This window comes from Rhizobium leguminosarum bv. trifolii WSM2297, from assembly GCF_000271845.1.
This window is the reverse complement of the sequence record NZ_JH719395.1, coordinates 3,111,870-3,128,017: the sequence shown is the minus strand read 5'-3', so window position 1 is coordinate 3,128,017 and position 16,148 is coordinate 3,111,870. Positions and strand designations below refer to the sequence as shown.

The 16,148-nt window shown below is 62.5% G+C and carries 14 protein-coding genes; 6 read left to right on the top strand and 8 right to left on the bottom strand.

The window, feature by feature from the left end; all coding sequences use genetic code 11:
- Window positions 1-119 precede the first annotated feature (119 nt).
- The 4 genes from RLEG4DRAFT_RS30340 (at window position 120) to RLEG4DRAFT_RS30325 (ending at window position 4,572) form a co-directional block, all read left to right on the top strand.
- The gene (locus RLEG4DRAFT_RS30340; protein ID WP_003582503.1) at window positions 120-1,379 is read left to right on the top strand and encodes an ABC transporter substrate-binding protein; all 1,260 of its coding nucleotides are present in this window, start codon (window positions 120-122) and stop codon (window positions 1,377-1,379) included.
- 152 nt (window positions 1,380-1,531) lie between these two features.
- On the top strand, window positions 1,532-2,485 hold the full coding sequence (locus RLEG4DRAFT_RS30335) for a carbohydrate ABC transporter permease (RefSeq protein WP_003582502.1): 954 nt from the start codon (window positions 1,532-1,534) through the stop codon (window positions 2,483-2,485).
- Complete coding sequence (locus RLEG4DRAFT_RS30330) at window positions 2,482-3,453, top strand: carbohydrate ABC transporter permease (RefSeq protein WP_003582501.1); 972 nt, start codon at window positions 2,482-2,484, stop codon at window positions 3,451-3,453. The genes RLEG4DRAFT_RS30335 and RLEG4DRAFT_RS30330 overlap by 4 nt, the downstream gene beginning before the upstream one ends.
- Before the next feature lie 3 nt (window positions 3,454-3,456).
- Entirely contained in the window at window positions 3,457-4,572 is a 1,116-nt protein-coding gene (locus RLEG4DRAFT_RS30325; protein ID WP_003582500.1) for an ABC transporter ATP-binding protein, read from the top strand.
- 55 nt (window positions 4,573-4,627) lie between these two features.
- On the opposite strand, the gene RLEG4DRAFT_RS30320 is transcribed toward RLEG4DRAFT_RS30325, so the two are convergent.
- The 4 genes from RLEG4DRAFT_RS30320 to RLEG4DRAFT_RS30305 all read right to left on the bottom strand — a co-directional run bounded on the left by RLEG4DRAFT_RS30320 (window position 4,628) and on the right by RLEG4DRAFT_RS30305 (window position 10,386).
- Entirely contained in the window at window positions 4,628-6,874 is a 2,247-nt protein-coding gene (locus tag RLEG4DRAFT_RS30320) for a glycoside hydrolase family 2 protein (RefSeq protein ID WP_003582499.1), read from the bottom strand.
- Window positions 6,875-7,151: 277 nt separating this feature from the next.
- Window positions 7,152-8,063: an SMP-30/gluconolactonase/LRE family protein gene (locus tag RLEG4DRAFT_RS30315; RefSeq protein WP_003582498.1), complete on the bottom strand. Its 912-nt coding sequence runs from the start codon at window positions 8,061-8,063 to the stop codon at window positions 7,152-7,154.
- A gap of 93 nt (window positions 8,064-8,156) precedes the next feature.
- Entirely contained in the window at window positions 8,157-8,978 is an 822-nt protein-coding gene (locus RLEG4DRAFT_RS30310; protein ID WP_003582496.1) for an SDR family oxidoreductase, read from the bottom strand.
- A gap of 220 nt (window positions 8,979-9,198) precedes the next feature.
- Window positions 9,199-10,386, bottom strand: coding sequence for a phytanoyl-CoA dioxygenase family protein (locus RLEG4DRAFT_RS30305; protein ID WP_003582493.1), 1,188 nt, complete (start codon window positions 10,384-10,386; stop codon window positions 9,199-9,201).
- Window positions 10,387-10,479: 93 nt separating this feature from the next.
- Here RLEG4DRAFT_RS30305 and RLEG4DRAFT_RS30300 point away from each other — a divergent pair, with 93 nt between their 5' ends.
- On the top strand, window positions 10,480-11,505 hold the full coding sequence (locus RLEG4DRAFT_RS30300; RefSeq protein WP_003582492.1) for a LacI family DNA-binding transcriptional regulator: 1,026 nt from the start codon (window positions 10,480-10,482) through the stop codon (window positions 11,503-11,505).
- A gap of 65 nt (window positions 11,506-11,570) precedes the next feature.
- Window positions 11,571-12,788 (top strand): adenylate/guanylate cyclase domain-containing protein, encoded by a 1,218-nt coding sequence (locus tag RLEG4DRAFT_RS30295; protein ID WP_003582491.1) that lies wholly within the window; start codon window positions 11,571-11,573, stop codon window positions 12,786-12,788.
- Window positions 12,789-12,806: 18 nt separating this feature from the next.
- On the opposite strand, the gene RLEG4DRAFT_RS30290 is transcribed toward RLEG4DRAFT_RS30295, so the two are convergent.
- The 4 genes from RLEG4DRAFT_RS30290 to RLEG4DRAFT_RS30275 form a co-directional block, all read right to left on the bottom strand.
- The gene (locus tag RLEG4DRAFT_RS30290) at window positions 12,807-13,586 is read right to left on the bottom strand and encodes an SDR family oxidoreductase (RefSeq protein ID WP_003582490.1); all 780 of its coding nucleotides are present in this window, start codon (window positions 13,584-13,586) and stop codon (window positions 12,807-12,809) included.
- A gap of 81 nt (window positions 13,587-13,667) precedes the next feature.
- Window positions 13,668-14,063: a DoxX family protein gene (locus RLEG4DRAFT_RS30285; protein ID WP_003582489.1), complete on the bottom strand. Its 396-nt coding sequence runs from the start codon at window positions 14,061-14,063 to the stop codon at window positions 13,668-13,670.
- A 110-nt stretch (window positions 14,064-14,173) separates the two neighbouring features.
- Window positions 14,174-15,322 carry a galactonate dehydratase gene (gene dgoD, locus RLEG4DRAFT_RS30280; protein WP_003582488.1) on the bottom strand — a complete coding sequence of 383 codons (1,149 nt, stop codon included), beginning with the start codon at window positions 15,320-15,322 and terminating at the stop codon, window positions 14,174-14,176.
- 65 nt (window positions 15,323-15,387) lie between these two features.
- On the bottom strand, window positions 15,388-16,143 hold the full coding sequence (locus tag RLEG4DRAFT_RS30275; protein WP_003582487.1) for a FadR/GntR family transcriptional regulator: 756 nt from the start codon (window positions 16,141-16,143) through the stop codon (window positions 15,388-15,390).
- Window positions 16,144-16,148: the final 5 nt, after the last annotated feature.

The following is a 16,148-nucleotide window of genomic DNA, read 5'->3' as shown; positions in this document are numbered from 1 at the left end:
ATAACGTTTTAAATTAGCAACCGTGCGGAGGAGCGCGGTCGTATGTCGACCGCCGCAACGGCGGAAAACATCGGGCGGCAGGGAGGGCCCGCCGCCGATTTTCAAATGGGAGGAAATTCATGCGCAAGTTTTTGAGCTCGGCGGCGATTGCCGTCGTGATGATGGCTGGCCTCGGTGCGGCGCAGGCTGCCGACGTGAAGGAAGTGCAGATGCTGCACTGGTGGACGTCAGGCGGCGAGGCTGCGGCACTGAACGTTCTGAAAGAGGATCTGTCGAAGGAAGGTTTTGCCTGGAAGGACGTGCCGGTTGCCGGCGGTGGCGGCGATGCGGCGATGACGGCGCTGAAGGCGATGGTGGCAGCCGGCACCTATCCGACGGCCTCGCAGATGCTCGGTTACACCGTGCTCGATTATGCCCAGGCCGGCGTCATGGGTGACCTCACCGAGACGGCGAAGAAGGAAGGCTGGGACAAGTCGGTGCCGGCGGCGCTGCAGAAGTTCTCGGTCTATGACGGCAAGTGGGTCGCAGCCCCGGTCAACGTCCATTCGGTCAACTGGCTGTGGATCAACAAGGCGGTGATGGACAAGATCGGCGGCACCCAGCCGAAGACCTTCGACGATCTGATCGCCCTGCTCGACAAGGCGAAGGCTGCAGGCGTCATCCCGTTGGCGCTCGGCGGCCAGAACTGGCAGGAAGCGACGATGTTCGATTCCATCGTGCTGTCGACCGGCGGACCGGAATTCTACAAGAAGGCCTTCAACGACCTCGACGAGGCGTCGCTGAAGTCCGACACGATGAAGAAGTCCTTCGATAACCTGGCGAAGATCGTCAAATATGTCGATCCGAACTTCTCCGGCCGCGACTGGAACCTGGCGACCGCCATGGTGATCAAGGGCGATGCGCTGGTGCAGGTGATGGGCGACTGGGCCAAGGGCGAATTCGTCGCCGCCAAGAAGACCCCGGATACCGACTTCCTGTGCTACCGCTTCCCCGGCACTGAAGGCAGCGTCATCTACAACTCCGACATGTTCGGCATGTTCAATGTTCCCGACGACCGCAAGGCGGCGCAGGCAGCACTGGCAACCGCCACGCTGTCGAAGAGCTTCCAGTCGGCCTTCAACGTCGTCAAGGGTTCGGTTCCTGCTCGTACCGACGTTCCCGATACCGACTTCGACGCCTGCGGCAAGAAGGGCATCGCCGATCTGAAGGCCGCCAATGAGGGCGGCACGCTGTTCGGTTCGCTGGCTCAAGGTTACGGCGCGCCTCCGGCAATCGCCAATGCCTATAAGGACGTCGTCTCGAAGTTCGTCCACGGTCAGATCAAGAGCTCCGACGAAGCCGTCACCCAGCTCGTCCAGGCAATCGACGACGCCCGCTGAGATTGCTGCCGATGACAACGCTTCCCCGCGCACTTCGCGGGGAGGCTTCAGGCTCCGCGCCGATCATGTGCGACATGACGCGCGGACCATCATGCAGGGTCATCAGGCCCTATGATGCAGGCCCTATGATGCAGGGGAGGAGATGACATTCCATGAGCACAGTTGCGACCACCGATCCGGTTCTGACGCCGCGGCAAGCGACGGCGATCTCGCTGAGGGGCCGGCTGCAGGATGCGCTGCCGAAGATCGTGCTGGCGCCGAGCTTCGTCATCACGCTCATCTTCGTCTACGGCTTCATCGTCTGGACGGCCTATCTGTCGTTCACCAATTCCAAGACCTTTCCGTCCTATGCGCTGACCGGGGCGCGCGCCTATCAGCGGCTGTGGCGCTGGACCTTCGAGAGCGATCCGCCGTCCTCCTGGTATACGTCGATCACCAACATGGCGATCTTCGGCTTCCTCTATGTCGGCATCTGCCTGGCACTCGGTCTGTTCCTGGCGATCCTGCTCGACCAGAAGATCCGCGGCGAGGGCTTGCTCCGACCGATCTTCCTCTATCCGATGGCGCTCTCCTTCATCGTCACCGGGGTTGCCTGGAAATGGTTCCTCGACCCCGGCCTCGGGCTGGAGCAGACGCTGCACCACTTCGGCTGGACGAGCTTCCACTTCGACTGGATCAAGAACAAGGACTTCGTCATCTACACCGTCGTCATCGCCGGTGTCTGGCAGGCCTCGGGCTTCGTCATGGCGATGTTCCTGGCCGGCCTGCGCGGTATCGACGGCGAGATCATGAAGGCCGCCCAGATCGACGGCGCTTCCGCCTTACAGCTCTACCGCCGCATCGTCATTCCGCTGTTGCGGCCGATCTTCCTGTCGGCCTTCATCGTGCTCGCCCATATGGCGATCAAGTCCTACGACCTGGTGGTGGCGCTGACCTCGGGCGGGCCGGGCGGCTCGGCCTGGCTGCCGTCCAACTTCATGTATGAATATACCTTCAAACGCAACGAGATGGCCGTCGGTTCGGCCAGCGCCATCATCATGCTGATGACGATCTCGGCCATCATCGTTCCCTATCTCTATTCCGAACTGAAGGAGAAGGCCCGATGAGCAGCGTAAGCTCTCCGATTGCCGCCTCGACCGCAACGCTTTCGCAAAGCGGCGACAGCCGGAATAACAACAGCCGCTGGATCGGCCGCCTGATCATCTACGGCCTGCTGGCGATCTTCGCCGTCCTCTACCTGATGCCGCTCTTCGTCATGCTCACCACCTCGTTCAAGACGATGGACGAGATCCAGGGCGGCAACATGCTGGCGCTGCCGCAGTCACCGACCTTCGATCCCTGGGTGAAGGCCTGGGGCGAGACCTGCGTCGGGCTGACCTGCGCCGGCATCAAGGGTTACTTCTGGAACTCGATCAAGATGGTGGTGCCGGCGGTGGCAATCTCCACCATCATGGGGGCGCTGAACGGTTATGTCCTGACCAAATGGCGCTTCCCCGGCCATACGCTGGTGTTCGGGCTGATGCTGTTTGCCTGCTTCATCCCGTTCCAGTCGGTGCTCTTGCCGATGGCAACGATCCTGGGCTCGCTCGGCCGCTTCGGCATGACGCTGCAGAACGCCACCGGCTTTAGCTTCGGCTTCGGCAATCCGACGGTCAATCTGGTCTTCGTCCATGTCGTCTACGGCCTCGGCTTCACGACGCTGTTCTTCCGCAATTTCTACGAGGCCTTTCCGACCGAACTGGTGCGCGCCGCCCAGGTCGACGGCGCCAGCTTCTTCCAGATCTTCCGCCGCATCATGCTGCCGAACTCGCTGCCGATCATCGTCGTCACGGTGATCTACCAGTTCACCAATATCTGGAACGACTTCCTGTTTGCCTCGGCCTATGCCGGCACCGGCGACTCCATGCCGATGACGGTGGCGCTCAACAATGTCGTCAACACCTCGACCGGTGTGGTCGAATACAATGTCAACATGGCTGCGGCGATGATCGCGGCCGTTCCGACGCTCATCGTCTATATCCTCGCCGGCCGCTACTTCGTGCGCGGTCTGATGGCGGGGGCAGTCAAAGGGTAAGCCATGGCCTTCCTCGAAATCTCCGGTCTCAGAAAGCGTTTCGGCGCCGTCGACATTCTCAAGGGGATCGACCTCGAACTCGAAAAGGGCGGCTTTCTCGTGCTGGTCGGCCCGTCCGGCTGCGGCAAGTCGACCCTGCTCAACACCATTGCCGGGCTGGAGACGATCACCTCTGGCGATATCAGGATCGACGGCCGCGACATCAGCGGGCTGCATCCCTCCAAGCGCGACATCGCCATGGTGTTCCAGTCCTATGCGCTCTATCCGAACATGACGGTGGCGGGCAACATCGCCTTCGGCATGGAGATCCGCGGCGTTCCGAAGGAGGAGCGCGCCAAGGCGATCAAACAGGTCTCCGACATGCTGCAGATCGGCCATCTGCTCGACCGCAAGCCGTCCCAGCTCTCCGGCGGCCAGCGCCAGCGTGTCGCCATGGGCCGGGCGCTGGTGCGCAATCCGCAGGTCTTCCTGTTCGACGAGCCGCTCTCCAATCTCGACGCCAAGCTGCGTGTCGACATGCGCACCGAGATCAAGCGGCTGCACCAGCGCATGGGCACCACCTTCGTCTATGTCACCCACGACCAGATCGAGGCGATGACGCTGGCGACCAAGATCGCCGTGCTGAAAGACGGGGTGCTGCAGCAGTTCGGCACCCCGGCCGAGATCTATAACAGCCCGGCCAATCTCTTCGTTGCCGACTTCATGGGATCGCCGGCAATGAACCTGCTCAACGCCACCGTCGAGACCGGCACCAGCGGGCTGGAGGTCTCGCTGGAGCGGGCCAATGCCGCGCCGCTCCGGCTGCCGGTGGTCTCAGGCAATCACGGCCTGTCCTCCTATGCCGGCAAGCAGGTGATCTTCGGCATCCGCCCCGAGGCGCTGACTGATCCCGACGGCGCCGACCGCAAGGCGCGTTCGCTGACCGAAGGCGACTGCCTGATCGAGGTGGTCGAACCGGCCGGCTCCGATACCTTCGCCGTCACCAAGCTCGGCGGCAAATCCGTCGTCGCCCGCCTGCGCGCCGATGCCGGCATTGCTCCCGGACAAAGCACACGCCTTGCCTTCAATCTCGACAAGGCCGTGTTCTTCGATCCCAAGAGCCAGATGCGGATTTCGTGACGGCCATCAGAGCGCCGCGCGTGTGGTAAGACGCGAGGCGCTCTAACACGATGCGTTAGGCGGCGGCCGTGACGCTGAGCGTCACCGGCGCGAACCGCGACGAGATCGCTTCGACGGTGATCTCGCCAACCAGACCTGTCGCCTCCAGCCAGAAGCCTGATGTGCCGCCCTGCAGCGGCACAGTGGCCGGGCCGACGATCCTTGCGGGTCCATGCACCTTCAGCGAAATACTGTCGTTCATGAAGGGCAGGCGCTGGCCGCACTGGTCGAGGGCGCGGATGATGACCCGGGTGCTGTCGCGTTCGCGCGCCTTCAGCGTCTGGCTGTCGGCGACGATTTCCAGCGTCGTCGGCAGCGGATCCGCCGCAAACGTCAGGCTCGCCACCGGCTCGCCGCCAATATAGCCGGTCAAGGTGCCGTCGATCCATTCCAGACCCCAGGTGCCGAGTTCGTCGGCGGTGAAGTGGCGATGATCGAGCACGACGGGCGGATGCGGCAGATGCGGATAATTCTCGCGGTCCGGGCCGATGCGCTTGCTGAGCCCGCCATATTGCAGCTCTACCTCGTCGCAATTGGTCAGGACGATCAGCGGCAGCACGCCGCCGATGTTGCGTTCGCCGCGCGCCCAGAAGGTCACCGGCTTCATGACGATCTCGTCGGAGGGATCGCACTGGCTGATATAGGCATAGGCCGCGAATTTCGGCTCGCGGAACATGTCCATGACGCCGTGATAGCAGATGCGGTCGCCGGAGCCGAAATCCTTATGGGTATTGTAATCGAACATGCACCAGCCGATGGCGCCCGAGATATCGGGGTCGCCATAGGCGGCGTTCAGCACTTCGAGGTGACGGCGCACGTGCTCGGCCTGACGCTGCTCCTGGTCATAGATTTTCGTCGGGTGCATGTGGCCGTTGAACTCGGTGATGAGGTACGGCACCTTCCGGGACAGGCCGGTATTTTCCTCCTGACTGCGCAATGCGGTGCGCGGGCGGTTGGCGCCCGGCAGTTCCTCATTGCCGAGGATGAAGTCGTTCATCGTGTAGACGTCTTCGAGGAGTTCGCTTTCGGTGATGTAACGCACGCCGCCAGTCTGGCGGGTGCTGTCGAGTTCGCGGGCGAGGCGATTGGTCTCGACATAGAAATCGTGATTGTCCTGCGACTCGTTGATGCGCACGCCCCAGATGATGATCGAGGGATGGTTCCAGTCGCGCTCGATCATGCGGCGGACGTTTTCGATCGATTCCTTCTGCCAGTCGGCATCGCCGATATGCTGCCAGCCGGGGATTTCCTCGAAAACCAGCAGGCCGATGGCGTCGCAGCGATCGAGGAACCATTTCGACTGCGGATAATGCGAGGTGCGGACGATATTGCACTTCAGCACCGTCTTCATGATGTCGGCGTCGCGCTCCTGGGCGGAGCGGCCGGCGGCATAACCGACATAGGGGAAGGACTGGTGGCGGTTGAGGCCGCGCAGTTTCAGCGGCTTGCCGTTGAGGAGGAAACCTTCCGGGGTGAATTCGGCGGTGCGGAAGCCGAAGCGGGTGGAGATACGGTCGGAGCCGTGTTCGGTCCTGAGCTCGACGGTGACCTCGTAGAGCGTCGGATCGGTGATGTCCCAAAGCGTGATGCCGGTGAGGCCGCCGAAGGAAAGCCTGGTGCGGTCGCCGATCGTCTCGGTCGCTGCGGTGGCGATCACCGTGCCGTCTGCCTGCTTCAGCGTGGCAGTGACGGTTGCCGAGAAGCTGCGGCCCTCAGGATTGGCAATATCGACGCGGATGGTCGCCGATTTTTCCGGGGCAAGAACGTCTGCAGTTTCGATCTTGAGATTGCGGATCGACACCGGATCGGTGACCTTCAGCCAGACGTCGCGGTAGATGCCGGCATAGGTGAGATAATCAATGCGGCCGCCGAAGGGCGGAATGGCGGGGTTTTCGCTGCCGTCGATCTTCACCGTTACGAGGTTCTCGCCCTTGACGAGGTTGCCGGTGAGGCGGGCTTCGAAAGGGGTGTAGCCGTCCTTATGGGCGATAATTTCCTCGCCGTTCAGATAGACCACGCTGTCGGCCATGGCGGCGTCGAAAACGAGCGAGACTTCACGGCCCTCGAATTCCGGCAGCCAGCGCAGCACCTTCTGATAGGTGAAGGCGCGCTGATAGCTGGTCTCGTCGAAGTAGTTGAAGGGCAGTTCGACGGCGGTATGGGGCAGGCTGACCGACCTGGCGGGGTCGAAGCTCTCAAGGAGGCGCTGGCCGAAACCCTCGTGGAAACTCCAGCCTTCGTTGAAGGAAACGACGGACCGCATCTCAGGCCCTCCTAGTCATGGCATCAGGAGCGGTGCGGCGCTGTTCGGCGCGTGAAAATCGGGTCATCTTGTATTCCTCCTTGATGCAATAGGATGCGAGCCGCGCAAGCGCTCACATTGAATTTGATTCATGGGACGCGCTTTAGCTTTTTTCATGCATGTCGTCATCCGGAACATGTATCCGGCGGCCGAGCCGCAGCGCGGGTGCCCGCGCCATACCGCCTTGGCCGACGATGGTGATTGTAAGATGCCTGCCGAGCATGCGGCATCGCGATCCTTACGGATATTGTGCGCCGTTGGTCTTCGTATAGATCGAATAGACCGAGCGCGTCGCGGTGATGAAGAGCCGGTTCTTCTTCGGGCCGCCGAAGGTGAGATTGGAGACCGTCTGCGGCACCCTGATCTTGCCGAGCAGCGTTCCCTCGGGCGAAAAGCAGTGCACGCCGTCACCGGCACTGGTCCAGAGATTGCCGGCAACGTCGAAGCGGAAGCCATCGGGATTGCCGGCATCGAGGCTGCAGAAATAGCGGCTGTTTTCGATCCGCCTGCCGTCGACGACGTCGAAAACCCGGATGTGGCGCGGTACTTCATGTTTTGCCGAGCCGGAATCGGCGATGTAGAGCTTCGTCCCGTCGGGCGAGAAGGCAAGGCCGTTCGGCTGGATGAAATCCTCGACGACGGCGTCGATCGCGCCGCTTGAAGGATCGATCCGATAGACATTGCGGGTCGGCTGCTCGGGCTCGGCCTTGTGGCCCTCGTAGTCCGACAGGATGCCGTAGGTCGGGTCGGTGAACCAGACCCCGCCATCGGAATGCACGACGACATCGTTCGGCGAATTCAGCCGCTTGCCCTTGTAGCTGTCGGCCAGAATGGTGATGGTGCCGTCGACTTCCGTGCGGCTGACGCGGCGGCCGCCATGTTCGCAGGAGACCAGCCGGCCCTGTCGGTCGCGGGTATTGCCGTTGATGTAATTGGAGGGCGAGCGGAAGACGGAGACCGTGCCATCCGGTGTCCAGCGCATCATGCGTTCGTTCGGGATATCGCTCCAGAGAAGGCAGTTCAGGTCGGAAAACCAGACCGGGCCTTCCGTCCAGCGGCAGCCGGAATAAAGCTCTTCGAGCGCGGCGCTGCCGATGACCAGAGCGCTAAAACGTTCATCGCGGATGTCATAAAGCGGATTGTCGGCCAAGCCAGTTTCTCCCTGAATGCTGCCGCCCCTTCCTAGCTGCAAATCCTGGGAGGTGCCAGAGCCCGGCATGGGAAATGCCGGGCGCCTGACCTATCAGAGCGCCGCGATAGGGTGCGGCGAACCGTCATACGCGCCCCAGATCGACTGGTCGAAGCAGATGACCGAGCCGGTCATCAGGCCGGATTCTGAAGATGACAGATAGGCGCAGGCGCGCGCCACCTCATGTGGGTCGACGAGGCGGCCGAAAGGCTGGCCTGCTGCCGCCTTCTCCAGCCAGTCGGCGGGTGCATCGTGATATTCACGCTGGATGCGATCCTCGCCTTCGGAAGCCATCCAGCCGATGTTGAGGCCGTTGACCCGGATGCGGTTGCGCAGCAGCGCATAGGCGGTGTTCTTCGTCAGCGTTTCCAATGCGCCCTTGGAGGCGCAATAGGCGGCGATGAAGGGCTGGCCTGCCTTGGCCGACATCGAGCCGATATTGACGATCGTGCCCTCGATCTTTTCGCGGCGCATCACCTTCACCGTCTCCTGCATCAGGAAAAACGGCGCTCTCACATTGACCGCGAACATGGCGTCGAAGAGCTCGGGGCTGGTGTCGAGAATGGTGCCGCGATCGGTGATGGCGGCGGCATTGACCAGCGCGTCCACCCGGCCGAAGGCCTCATCGCAGGCGTGGACGACATTTTGTGCATCCTCGACCTTGCCGAGATCGGCCTTGATGTAGACGACTCTGGCGCCAGTCGCGGCCGAAATCTCCGCGGCCTTCGCTTTGCCCTTGGCTTCGTTGCGGCCGCAGATGACGATGCCTTCCGCGCCGCGTTCGGCAAAGAGGCGGGCAATGGTGGCGCCCAATCCTTGTGTGCCGCCGGTGACGATGGCGATCTTGCCGTCGAGGCGGCCGTGGTCCGTGCTCATGTGGTTCCTCCTTGGTGATGGTCTGCGAATAGCCTCCCGCGGGTGCGGGAGGCTATTATGTCAGTGCGTGGGGCGCCCCTCATCCGGCTGCCGCCACCTTCTCCCGCTTGCGGGGCGAAGGGACAAGTGGAGACCTCTGGGTTCGCAGGACGGGTCGAGACCCGTGGCTCGGCCCAGACATCGTGCCCGTAAAGCGGATGAGCGTGCTCCAACTCCTTAGTCAGCTCAACTTCTTCCGCGCCTGCTCTGCAAGCGCTGTGGTGAAGGCCTCGTCGCTCCAGCCTTCCCTGAGCGCCTCGTGCATCAGCTGCGCCTGCGTCTTCGGCGCCAAGCCGCCGAGCGGCGGGTCGCGGTCGAGGTTGGTCGGGAAGGAATAACCTTCGGCGCAGGCAGCTATGGCGTTGGCGATCTCATCAGGCGAGAGCCGATCTTGCAGCGTCTTCAACGCGGGAAAGAGCATGGCGCTCATTCTCTCGCGGTTGACGGTTTCCATTGCCCGGCCGAAGGCGGAGGAGACCTGCAGGAGGTTGGCGACACGTTTGATGCCGGCCGAGCGGTTGGTGCCGGCAGCATGGAAAAGTGCGGGGTTGAAGAACACGACATCGCCCTTTTCGAGGGGCAGCTGGACGTGGTTGGCTTCGAAATAGTTCCGGAACTCCTGGTGCTTGAGCGCGAGGTAACCCGGCACATAAGTCTGGCTGTGCGGCAGGAAGAGCGTCGGGCCGCTTTCGAGCGGCATGTCGCAGTGGGCGACCGCACCTTGTAGCGTCAGCACCGGCGAGAGCCGGTGCACATGCGCCGGAAACTGCTCGATCACCTCAGACGACTGGAAGCCGAGATGATAGTCGCGATGCGCCGACTGCGCCGCGCCGCCCGGGTTGACGCGGTTGACCTGCGCCGTCATCTGGTAACTCGGACCGAGCCAGGCTTGGCTTGCCAGTGCGACGATGGCGTTGCCGTAATATTCGGCGAAATTCGCCGGATCGGCGAGGCAATGTTTTTCCAGTGAGTTCCAGATGCGATCGTTGGCGCCAGGCTTGGCGAAGTGATCGCCGCCGCCGGTCGCGGTGCGGTGCTGTTCCTCGATGATCTGGTCGAAGATCGCGCTGGCACGGTCGATGATGCCGGTATCCTCGTAGGCATGCGTGAACACGACGACGCCGGGGCCTTCGCCAAAGGCCTCGCAGATTTCGGCCAGGACAGCCCGCCGGCCCTCCGGCGTCGCGGCTGCCGCCATCACCTTGCGGCTGTCATAGATCAGCACGTTTTTTTCGACTGCAGAGGCAGTGGGATAATCGGCAAGCGCGGTGGTCTTTTCCGCAAGGCGGCGAAAATCCTCGAGATCGCAGCTGTCTTCGCTCAACCAGACACGGTCGGCGCGCTGTTTCTGCGGGTTGTCGGTTTTCATGGCGGCTCCTCCTCTTTCGAATGAAGGCACTATACGCCGCGATGCCGGGTGATATAGATCAGGAATCCATCAAAAAACCATCAGATCGATTTCATGGCCCATCGCTTTCTCGTCAAGGACATTGCCTTCCAGGCAGGATTGAGCACCGCGACCGTCGACCGGGTGCTGAACGGCCGGCCTGGAGTGCGCCAGCAGACGGAAGTGCGGGTGAAGGCGGCGATCGCCGAGCTGGAAAAGCAGCAGGCAGGCGCGATGGGCAGCGGCCGCACGCTGGCGATCGATATCGTCATGGAGACGCCTCAGCGTTTCAGCGATGCGGTGCGCACAGCCTTCGAGGCGGAGATGGCGGCCTTCCTGCCCGGCGTCTTCCGCTGCCGCTTCCATTTCGCCGAGGTGATGAAGCCGGCCGAGATGGTGCAGCTTCTCGATCGCATCCGGCTGCGCGGCACTGATGGTATCGTGCTCAAGGCGCCTGACGTCGCCGAGGTGGCGGCCGCCGTGGCGCGCGCGGATGCGGCCGGCATTCCGGTGGTGACGCTGGTGACCGACCTGCCGCATTCGGCGCGCATCGCCTATGCCGGCGCCGACAACCGGGCGGCGGGAGAGACCGCCGCCTATCTGATCGGCGAAGTGCTTGGGAGCCACGGCGGCAAGGTGCTGGTGACGCTGTCGAGCGGGCGGTTCCGCGGCGAGGAGGAGCGCGAAATCGGCTTTCGCCGCGTCATCCGCGCCCATTATCCCGCAATCGGCATCATCGAGATCAGCGAGGGGCACGGTACCGATGCAGCGACGGGAATACTTGCGGCGGCAGCGCTTGCCGCCGATCCCGCCATCAACGCCGTCTATTCGATCGGCGGCGGCAACCGGGCGGTGCTGGCGGCCTTCGATGCGGCCCAACGTCCGGTCCGCGTTTTCGTCGCTCATGATCTCGATGCGGATAATCGTGCTCTGCTTGCCGCCCGCCGCATCGGTTTCGTGCTGCATCACGATCTCAGAACCGATGCGCGTTCGGCCTTCAGGGCGATCATGAGCCTGACGGCTTCATCGGGGCGGGCAGTTGCGGCCTCGCTTTCATCGGTCGAAATTGTCACGCCCTACAATATGCCGGCAGGCGTTTGAGCCAATTGGCTTTCTTCGATGCCGACTTCGGGCTACAGCTTCAATACGAGCAAGGGTTGATCGGTATGGATTACAGCGACGTCAGCACGATTGCGGCCTGGGTTACCGAACAGGGACTGAAAGGTGCTTCGGAATCCGAACTCATGACCGGGTTCTGCTCGGCCTGCCGGAACGCCGGCCTGCGGATCGACCGCGGCCTGGCACTGATGGATACGCTGCATCCGGTGCATGAAGGCCGCGCCTTCCGCTGGGACAGCGAGGAAATCGTCGAGACGGAATTCGAATATGGCCCGTCGGGTACGGGCGAGGCGGCTGCGAGTTGGCAGCGTTCGTCCTTCTATTATCTCTGGTCGGGTAATGAGCGGGAGGTGCGCCGCCGCATCGGCTTCGGCGATCCGATCGATTTCAGCCAACTCGACAAGATCGCCGAGGCCGGCCATACCGATTACATTGCGATCATGCATCGCTTCGCCGAGGCCGGCACGATCGGCGAGATGGATTGTTTCTTCTCGAATTTCTCGACGAAGCACCCCGAGGGGTTTTCCGACCACGACCTCGCCATCCTGCGCAAGCTGGTGCCGGTGCTGGGGCTGGCGATCAAATGCATCGCGCTCGGGCGCATCGCCCGCACCATCGCCGAAGTCTATCTTGGCGAGGATGCGGCGCGCCAAGTGATGGAAGGCAAGATCAGCCGCGGCAAATCGGAGCGGATTTCGGCGGCACTCTGGTTTTCCGATCTTCTGAACTACACCAAGATTTCCGACCGTGTACCACCCGAGGAAATCATCCCGCTGCTCAACGATTACAGCGAGGTGGTCATTTCGGCGATCCACGAGGCCGGCGGCAACGTGCTGAAGCTGATCGGCGACGGCGTGCTCGCCATCTTCAAGGGCGAGGTGCCGGCGGAGACCTGCCGGGCGGCGCTCAAGGCCGAAGCGCTTCTGCGGCAAAAACTCGGCGAGCTGAACGCCGAACGCAAGGCCGGCGATCGGCCAACGACGGATGTCTATATCGGCCTGCATATCGGTGACGTGTTCTACGGCAATATCGGCAGCCAGGACCGGCTGGACTTCACGGTCATCGGTCCTGCCGTCAACGAAGTCAGCCGCATTGCCTCGATGTGCCGTTCGGTCGACCTCAACCTGCTGATCTCCTCCGATTTCGCCGCGGCGATACCGGAGGAACAGCGCGGGGCAATTGCCTGTGTCGGGCGCTATGCGCTGCGCGGCGTGCAGCGCGCGCAGGAACTCTATACGCTCGACGGCGCCCGGCTGAACGCCTGATCGTCGCACGATCCGGCGCTATCGCAACAGCCCCTGGCCGCCGTCGATCCAGATCGGCGTCCCGGTAATGTGTCGAGCCCGGTCGGAGGCGAGGAACAGAATGGTTTCGGCGACATCCTCACTCTTGCCCGCCTTGCCGCCGGCTATTGGGATATCGCCTTGCGGCCAGATGACCGGAACCTCCGTCTCCTCACGGTGGCGGCTGTCGGTATTGGCGCTGATATTGGTCTCGATCTCGCCGGGGCAGACGGCATTGACGCGGATGCCATGGCGGCCGAGTTCGAGTGCGAGCTGCTGAACCATGGCAACCTGGCCGGCCTTGGTTGCGGTGTAGGCGGTGGCGCCGGGCGTGGTAAACGTGCGGGTGCCATTGATCGAGGAGACGACGACGATCGAGCCGCCGTTGCGCTTCAGATAGGGCACGGTCAGATGCAGGGTCAAATAGGTGCCACGCAGATTGACGGCGATGGTCTTATCCCATTCCTCCGGCTTCAGATCGTCGATCGGTGCCCAGACGCCGTTGATCCCCGCATTGGCGACAACGATGTCGATGCCGTGGAACGTATCGGTCAGCTGTTCCACGGCACTGCGCATTTGAGCCTCGTCGCTGGTGTCGGCCGTCAGCGCGATCGATTCACCGCCCGCCGCCTTGATCTCGGCGCAGGTCTTTTCGACCTCGTCGGCAGTGCGGCTGAGCGCGGCGACCTTTGCTCCTTCGGAGGCGAGCCTGAGTGCTGCCGCCTTGCCGATGCCGGAACCGGCACCTGTCACCAATGCGATCTTTCCCTTGAGCTCCATCAGCGGGCTCTCCTCGCCGTTTGCCGGTAAGCCAATGTGCGGCACGGCTCTTGGTTCCGGAAGGAGCGCGCATCGGTGGCGCTATTTGAGAAGGCTATGCCGAATTGCCCATTTCTCCGGCCCATGGACGGCGGCAAAGAGCAGGCCGGCGAGAAAGGTGAAGTGATCGATGAAAAAGCCGAACTCGGCCTGGTTCTGCTGCCAATGGGATGGTCCGTGGAAGGCGAAGGCGAGGAAGATTACGTAGATGCCCGCCAGCAGGCTGGCCTCGGTGAAGAAGGCTCCCGATATGAAGGCGAGCGCCAGGGCGATCTCGAAGAAGGCGGCGACCCAGGTCAGGAATGTCGCCATCGGAAAGCCGGCGGCGGTGATGTAGGCTGCCGTCGCGCCGATATCGGCGAACTTGAAACCGGCGGCCATGAAGAAGACGAAACTGAAAATGATGCGGGCGACAATGATTGCGATTGCTCTGGCCATTCTGAAATCTCCTCTTTGAGCTTTCCCTATGACGGATGAGATGGTCGATACCCGACAGGATGCATGAAAAAGGGCCGCTTGCGCGACCCTTTCCTCTTACCACTTTCCTCTTACCACTCGGCAAAGCTGCCGTCGGCATGGCGCCAGATCGGGTTGCGCCAGCGATGGCCCTCCTTGGCGCGCTCGATGACATAGGCCTCGTCGACCTCGACGCCGAGACCGGGCCCTTGAGGGATCGAGACAAAACCGTCGGCATATTGGAACACCTCCTTGTTGGAGATGTAGTCGAGGATATCGTTGCCTTTGTTGTAATGGATGCCGAGGCTCTGTTCCTGGATGAAGGCATTGTAGCTGACGGCATCGACCTGCAGGCAGGCGGCGAGCGCGATCGGGCCCAGCGGGCAATGCGGCGCCAGCGCCACATCATAGGCCTCGGCCATCGACGCGATCTTGCGGCATTCGGTGATGCCGCCGGCGTGGGAAAGATCCGGCTGGATGATGTCGACATAGCCGTCCGACAGCACCTGCTTGAAGTCCCAGCGGGAAAACAGCCGTTCGCCGAGCGCGATCGGCGTCGATGTATGGTTGACGATATCGCGCAGCGCTTCCTTGTTTTCGGAAAGCACCGGCTCCTCGATGAACATCAGCTTGTACGGGTCGAGCTCCTTGGCAAGAACCTTGGCCATCGGCTTGTGCACGCGGCCGTGGAAATCGACCCCGATGCCGATATGCGGGCCGATCGCCTCGCGGATGGCGGCGATGGTCTCGACCGCCTTTTCCACCTTCTCGTTGGTGTCGACGATCTGCATTTCCTCGCAGCCATTGAGCTTGATCGCCTTGAAACCGCGGGCAACCACCTCCCTGGCATTGTTGGCGACATCGGAAGGACGGTCGCCGCCGATCCAGGAATAGACCTTGATGCGGTCGCGCAGCTGACCGCCGAGCAGGGAATGGATCGGCTGGCCGAGTGCCTTGCCCTTGATGTCCCACAGCGCCTGGTCGATGCCCGAGATCGCGCTCATATGGGCAGCGCCACCGCGATAGAAGCCGCCGCGATACATCACGGTCCAGTGATCCTCGATCAGGAAGGGATCCTTGCCGATCAGATAGTCTTCCAATTCGTGGACGGCGGCTTCGACGGTCAGCGCCCGGCCTTCGACAACCGGTTCGCCCCAGCCGACGATGCCTTCGTCGGTCTCGACCTTCAAAAACAGCCAGCGCGGCGGAACGATATAGGTGGTGAGTTTGGTGATCTTCATCGCTGTTCTTCAGTCTCTTCTCGGGTTTGCGATCGACGGCACGTCGGCAGATTTCCGATGGTTCATCATTTCGTTCTGCCGATCGCCTTTTCAGCGGCGGCAAGATCGCGCACCGCAAGATCCAGCATGCGGTTGGCGCATTCGCGGGCGCCAGCCTTGTCGCGCATGCGCAGGGCCTCGACCAACTGGCCGTGAACGAGCACCGCATCCTCGCGATTCTCGACGCCGATGTTGGAGGCATGCAGAGCATATTTCAGGGCAGCATGGATGGCGCTCGACAGGCGGCGGAAGACCTGGTTGTGGCTGGCGGTGAGCAGGACGGTGTGGAACAGGACGTCGGCATCGGTAAAACCTTCCGGATCGCCGGCACTGTCGCGCATCTGCCGCCAGGCATGGTCGAGATCGGCGATCTCCTGGGCGCTGGCGCGCTCGGCGGCATATTCGGCCGCAGCCGGCTCGATCGTGCGGCGGGCTTCGAGAATGCAGCCGAGCAGGTCGAAATCCTTAATGTAGGGGCCGATCCATTCCAGCACGTCGGCGTCGAGGATATTCCAGTCGTCCTTGTCGCAGACGGTGGTCCCGACCCGCGGTTTGCCGCGGACGAGGCCCTTTGATTCCAGCACTTTCAGCGATTCGCGGATGACGGTTCGGCTGACGCCGTAGAGTTCGCAGAGGTCGTTCTCGCGGGGCAACGGTGAGCCCGAGGGATAACGGTCCGCGCAGATATCCTCAGCGATCGCTGCCGTGACGTTGCGGCGTACGCGCGGGCGCCGCTCGATGCCGGGGCTTGCTGCCCCGCTCTGTGGCTCGATTGTTTCCAACTCAC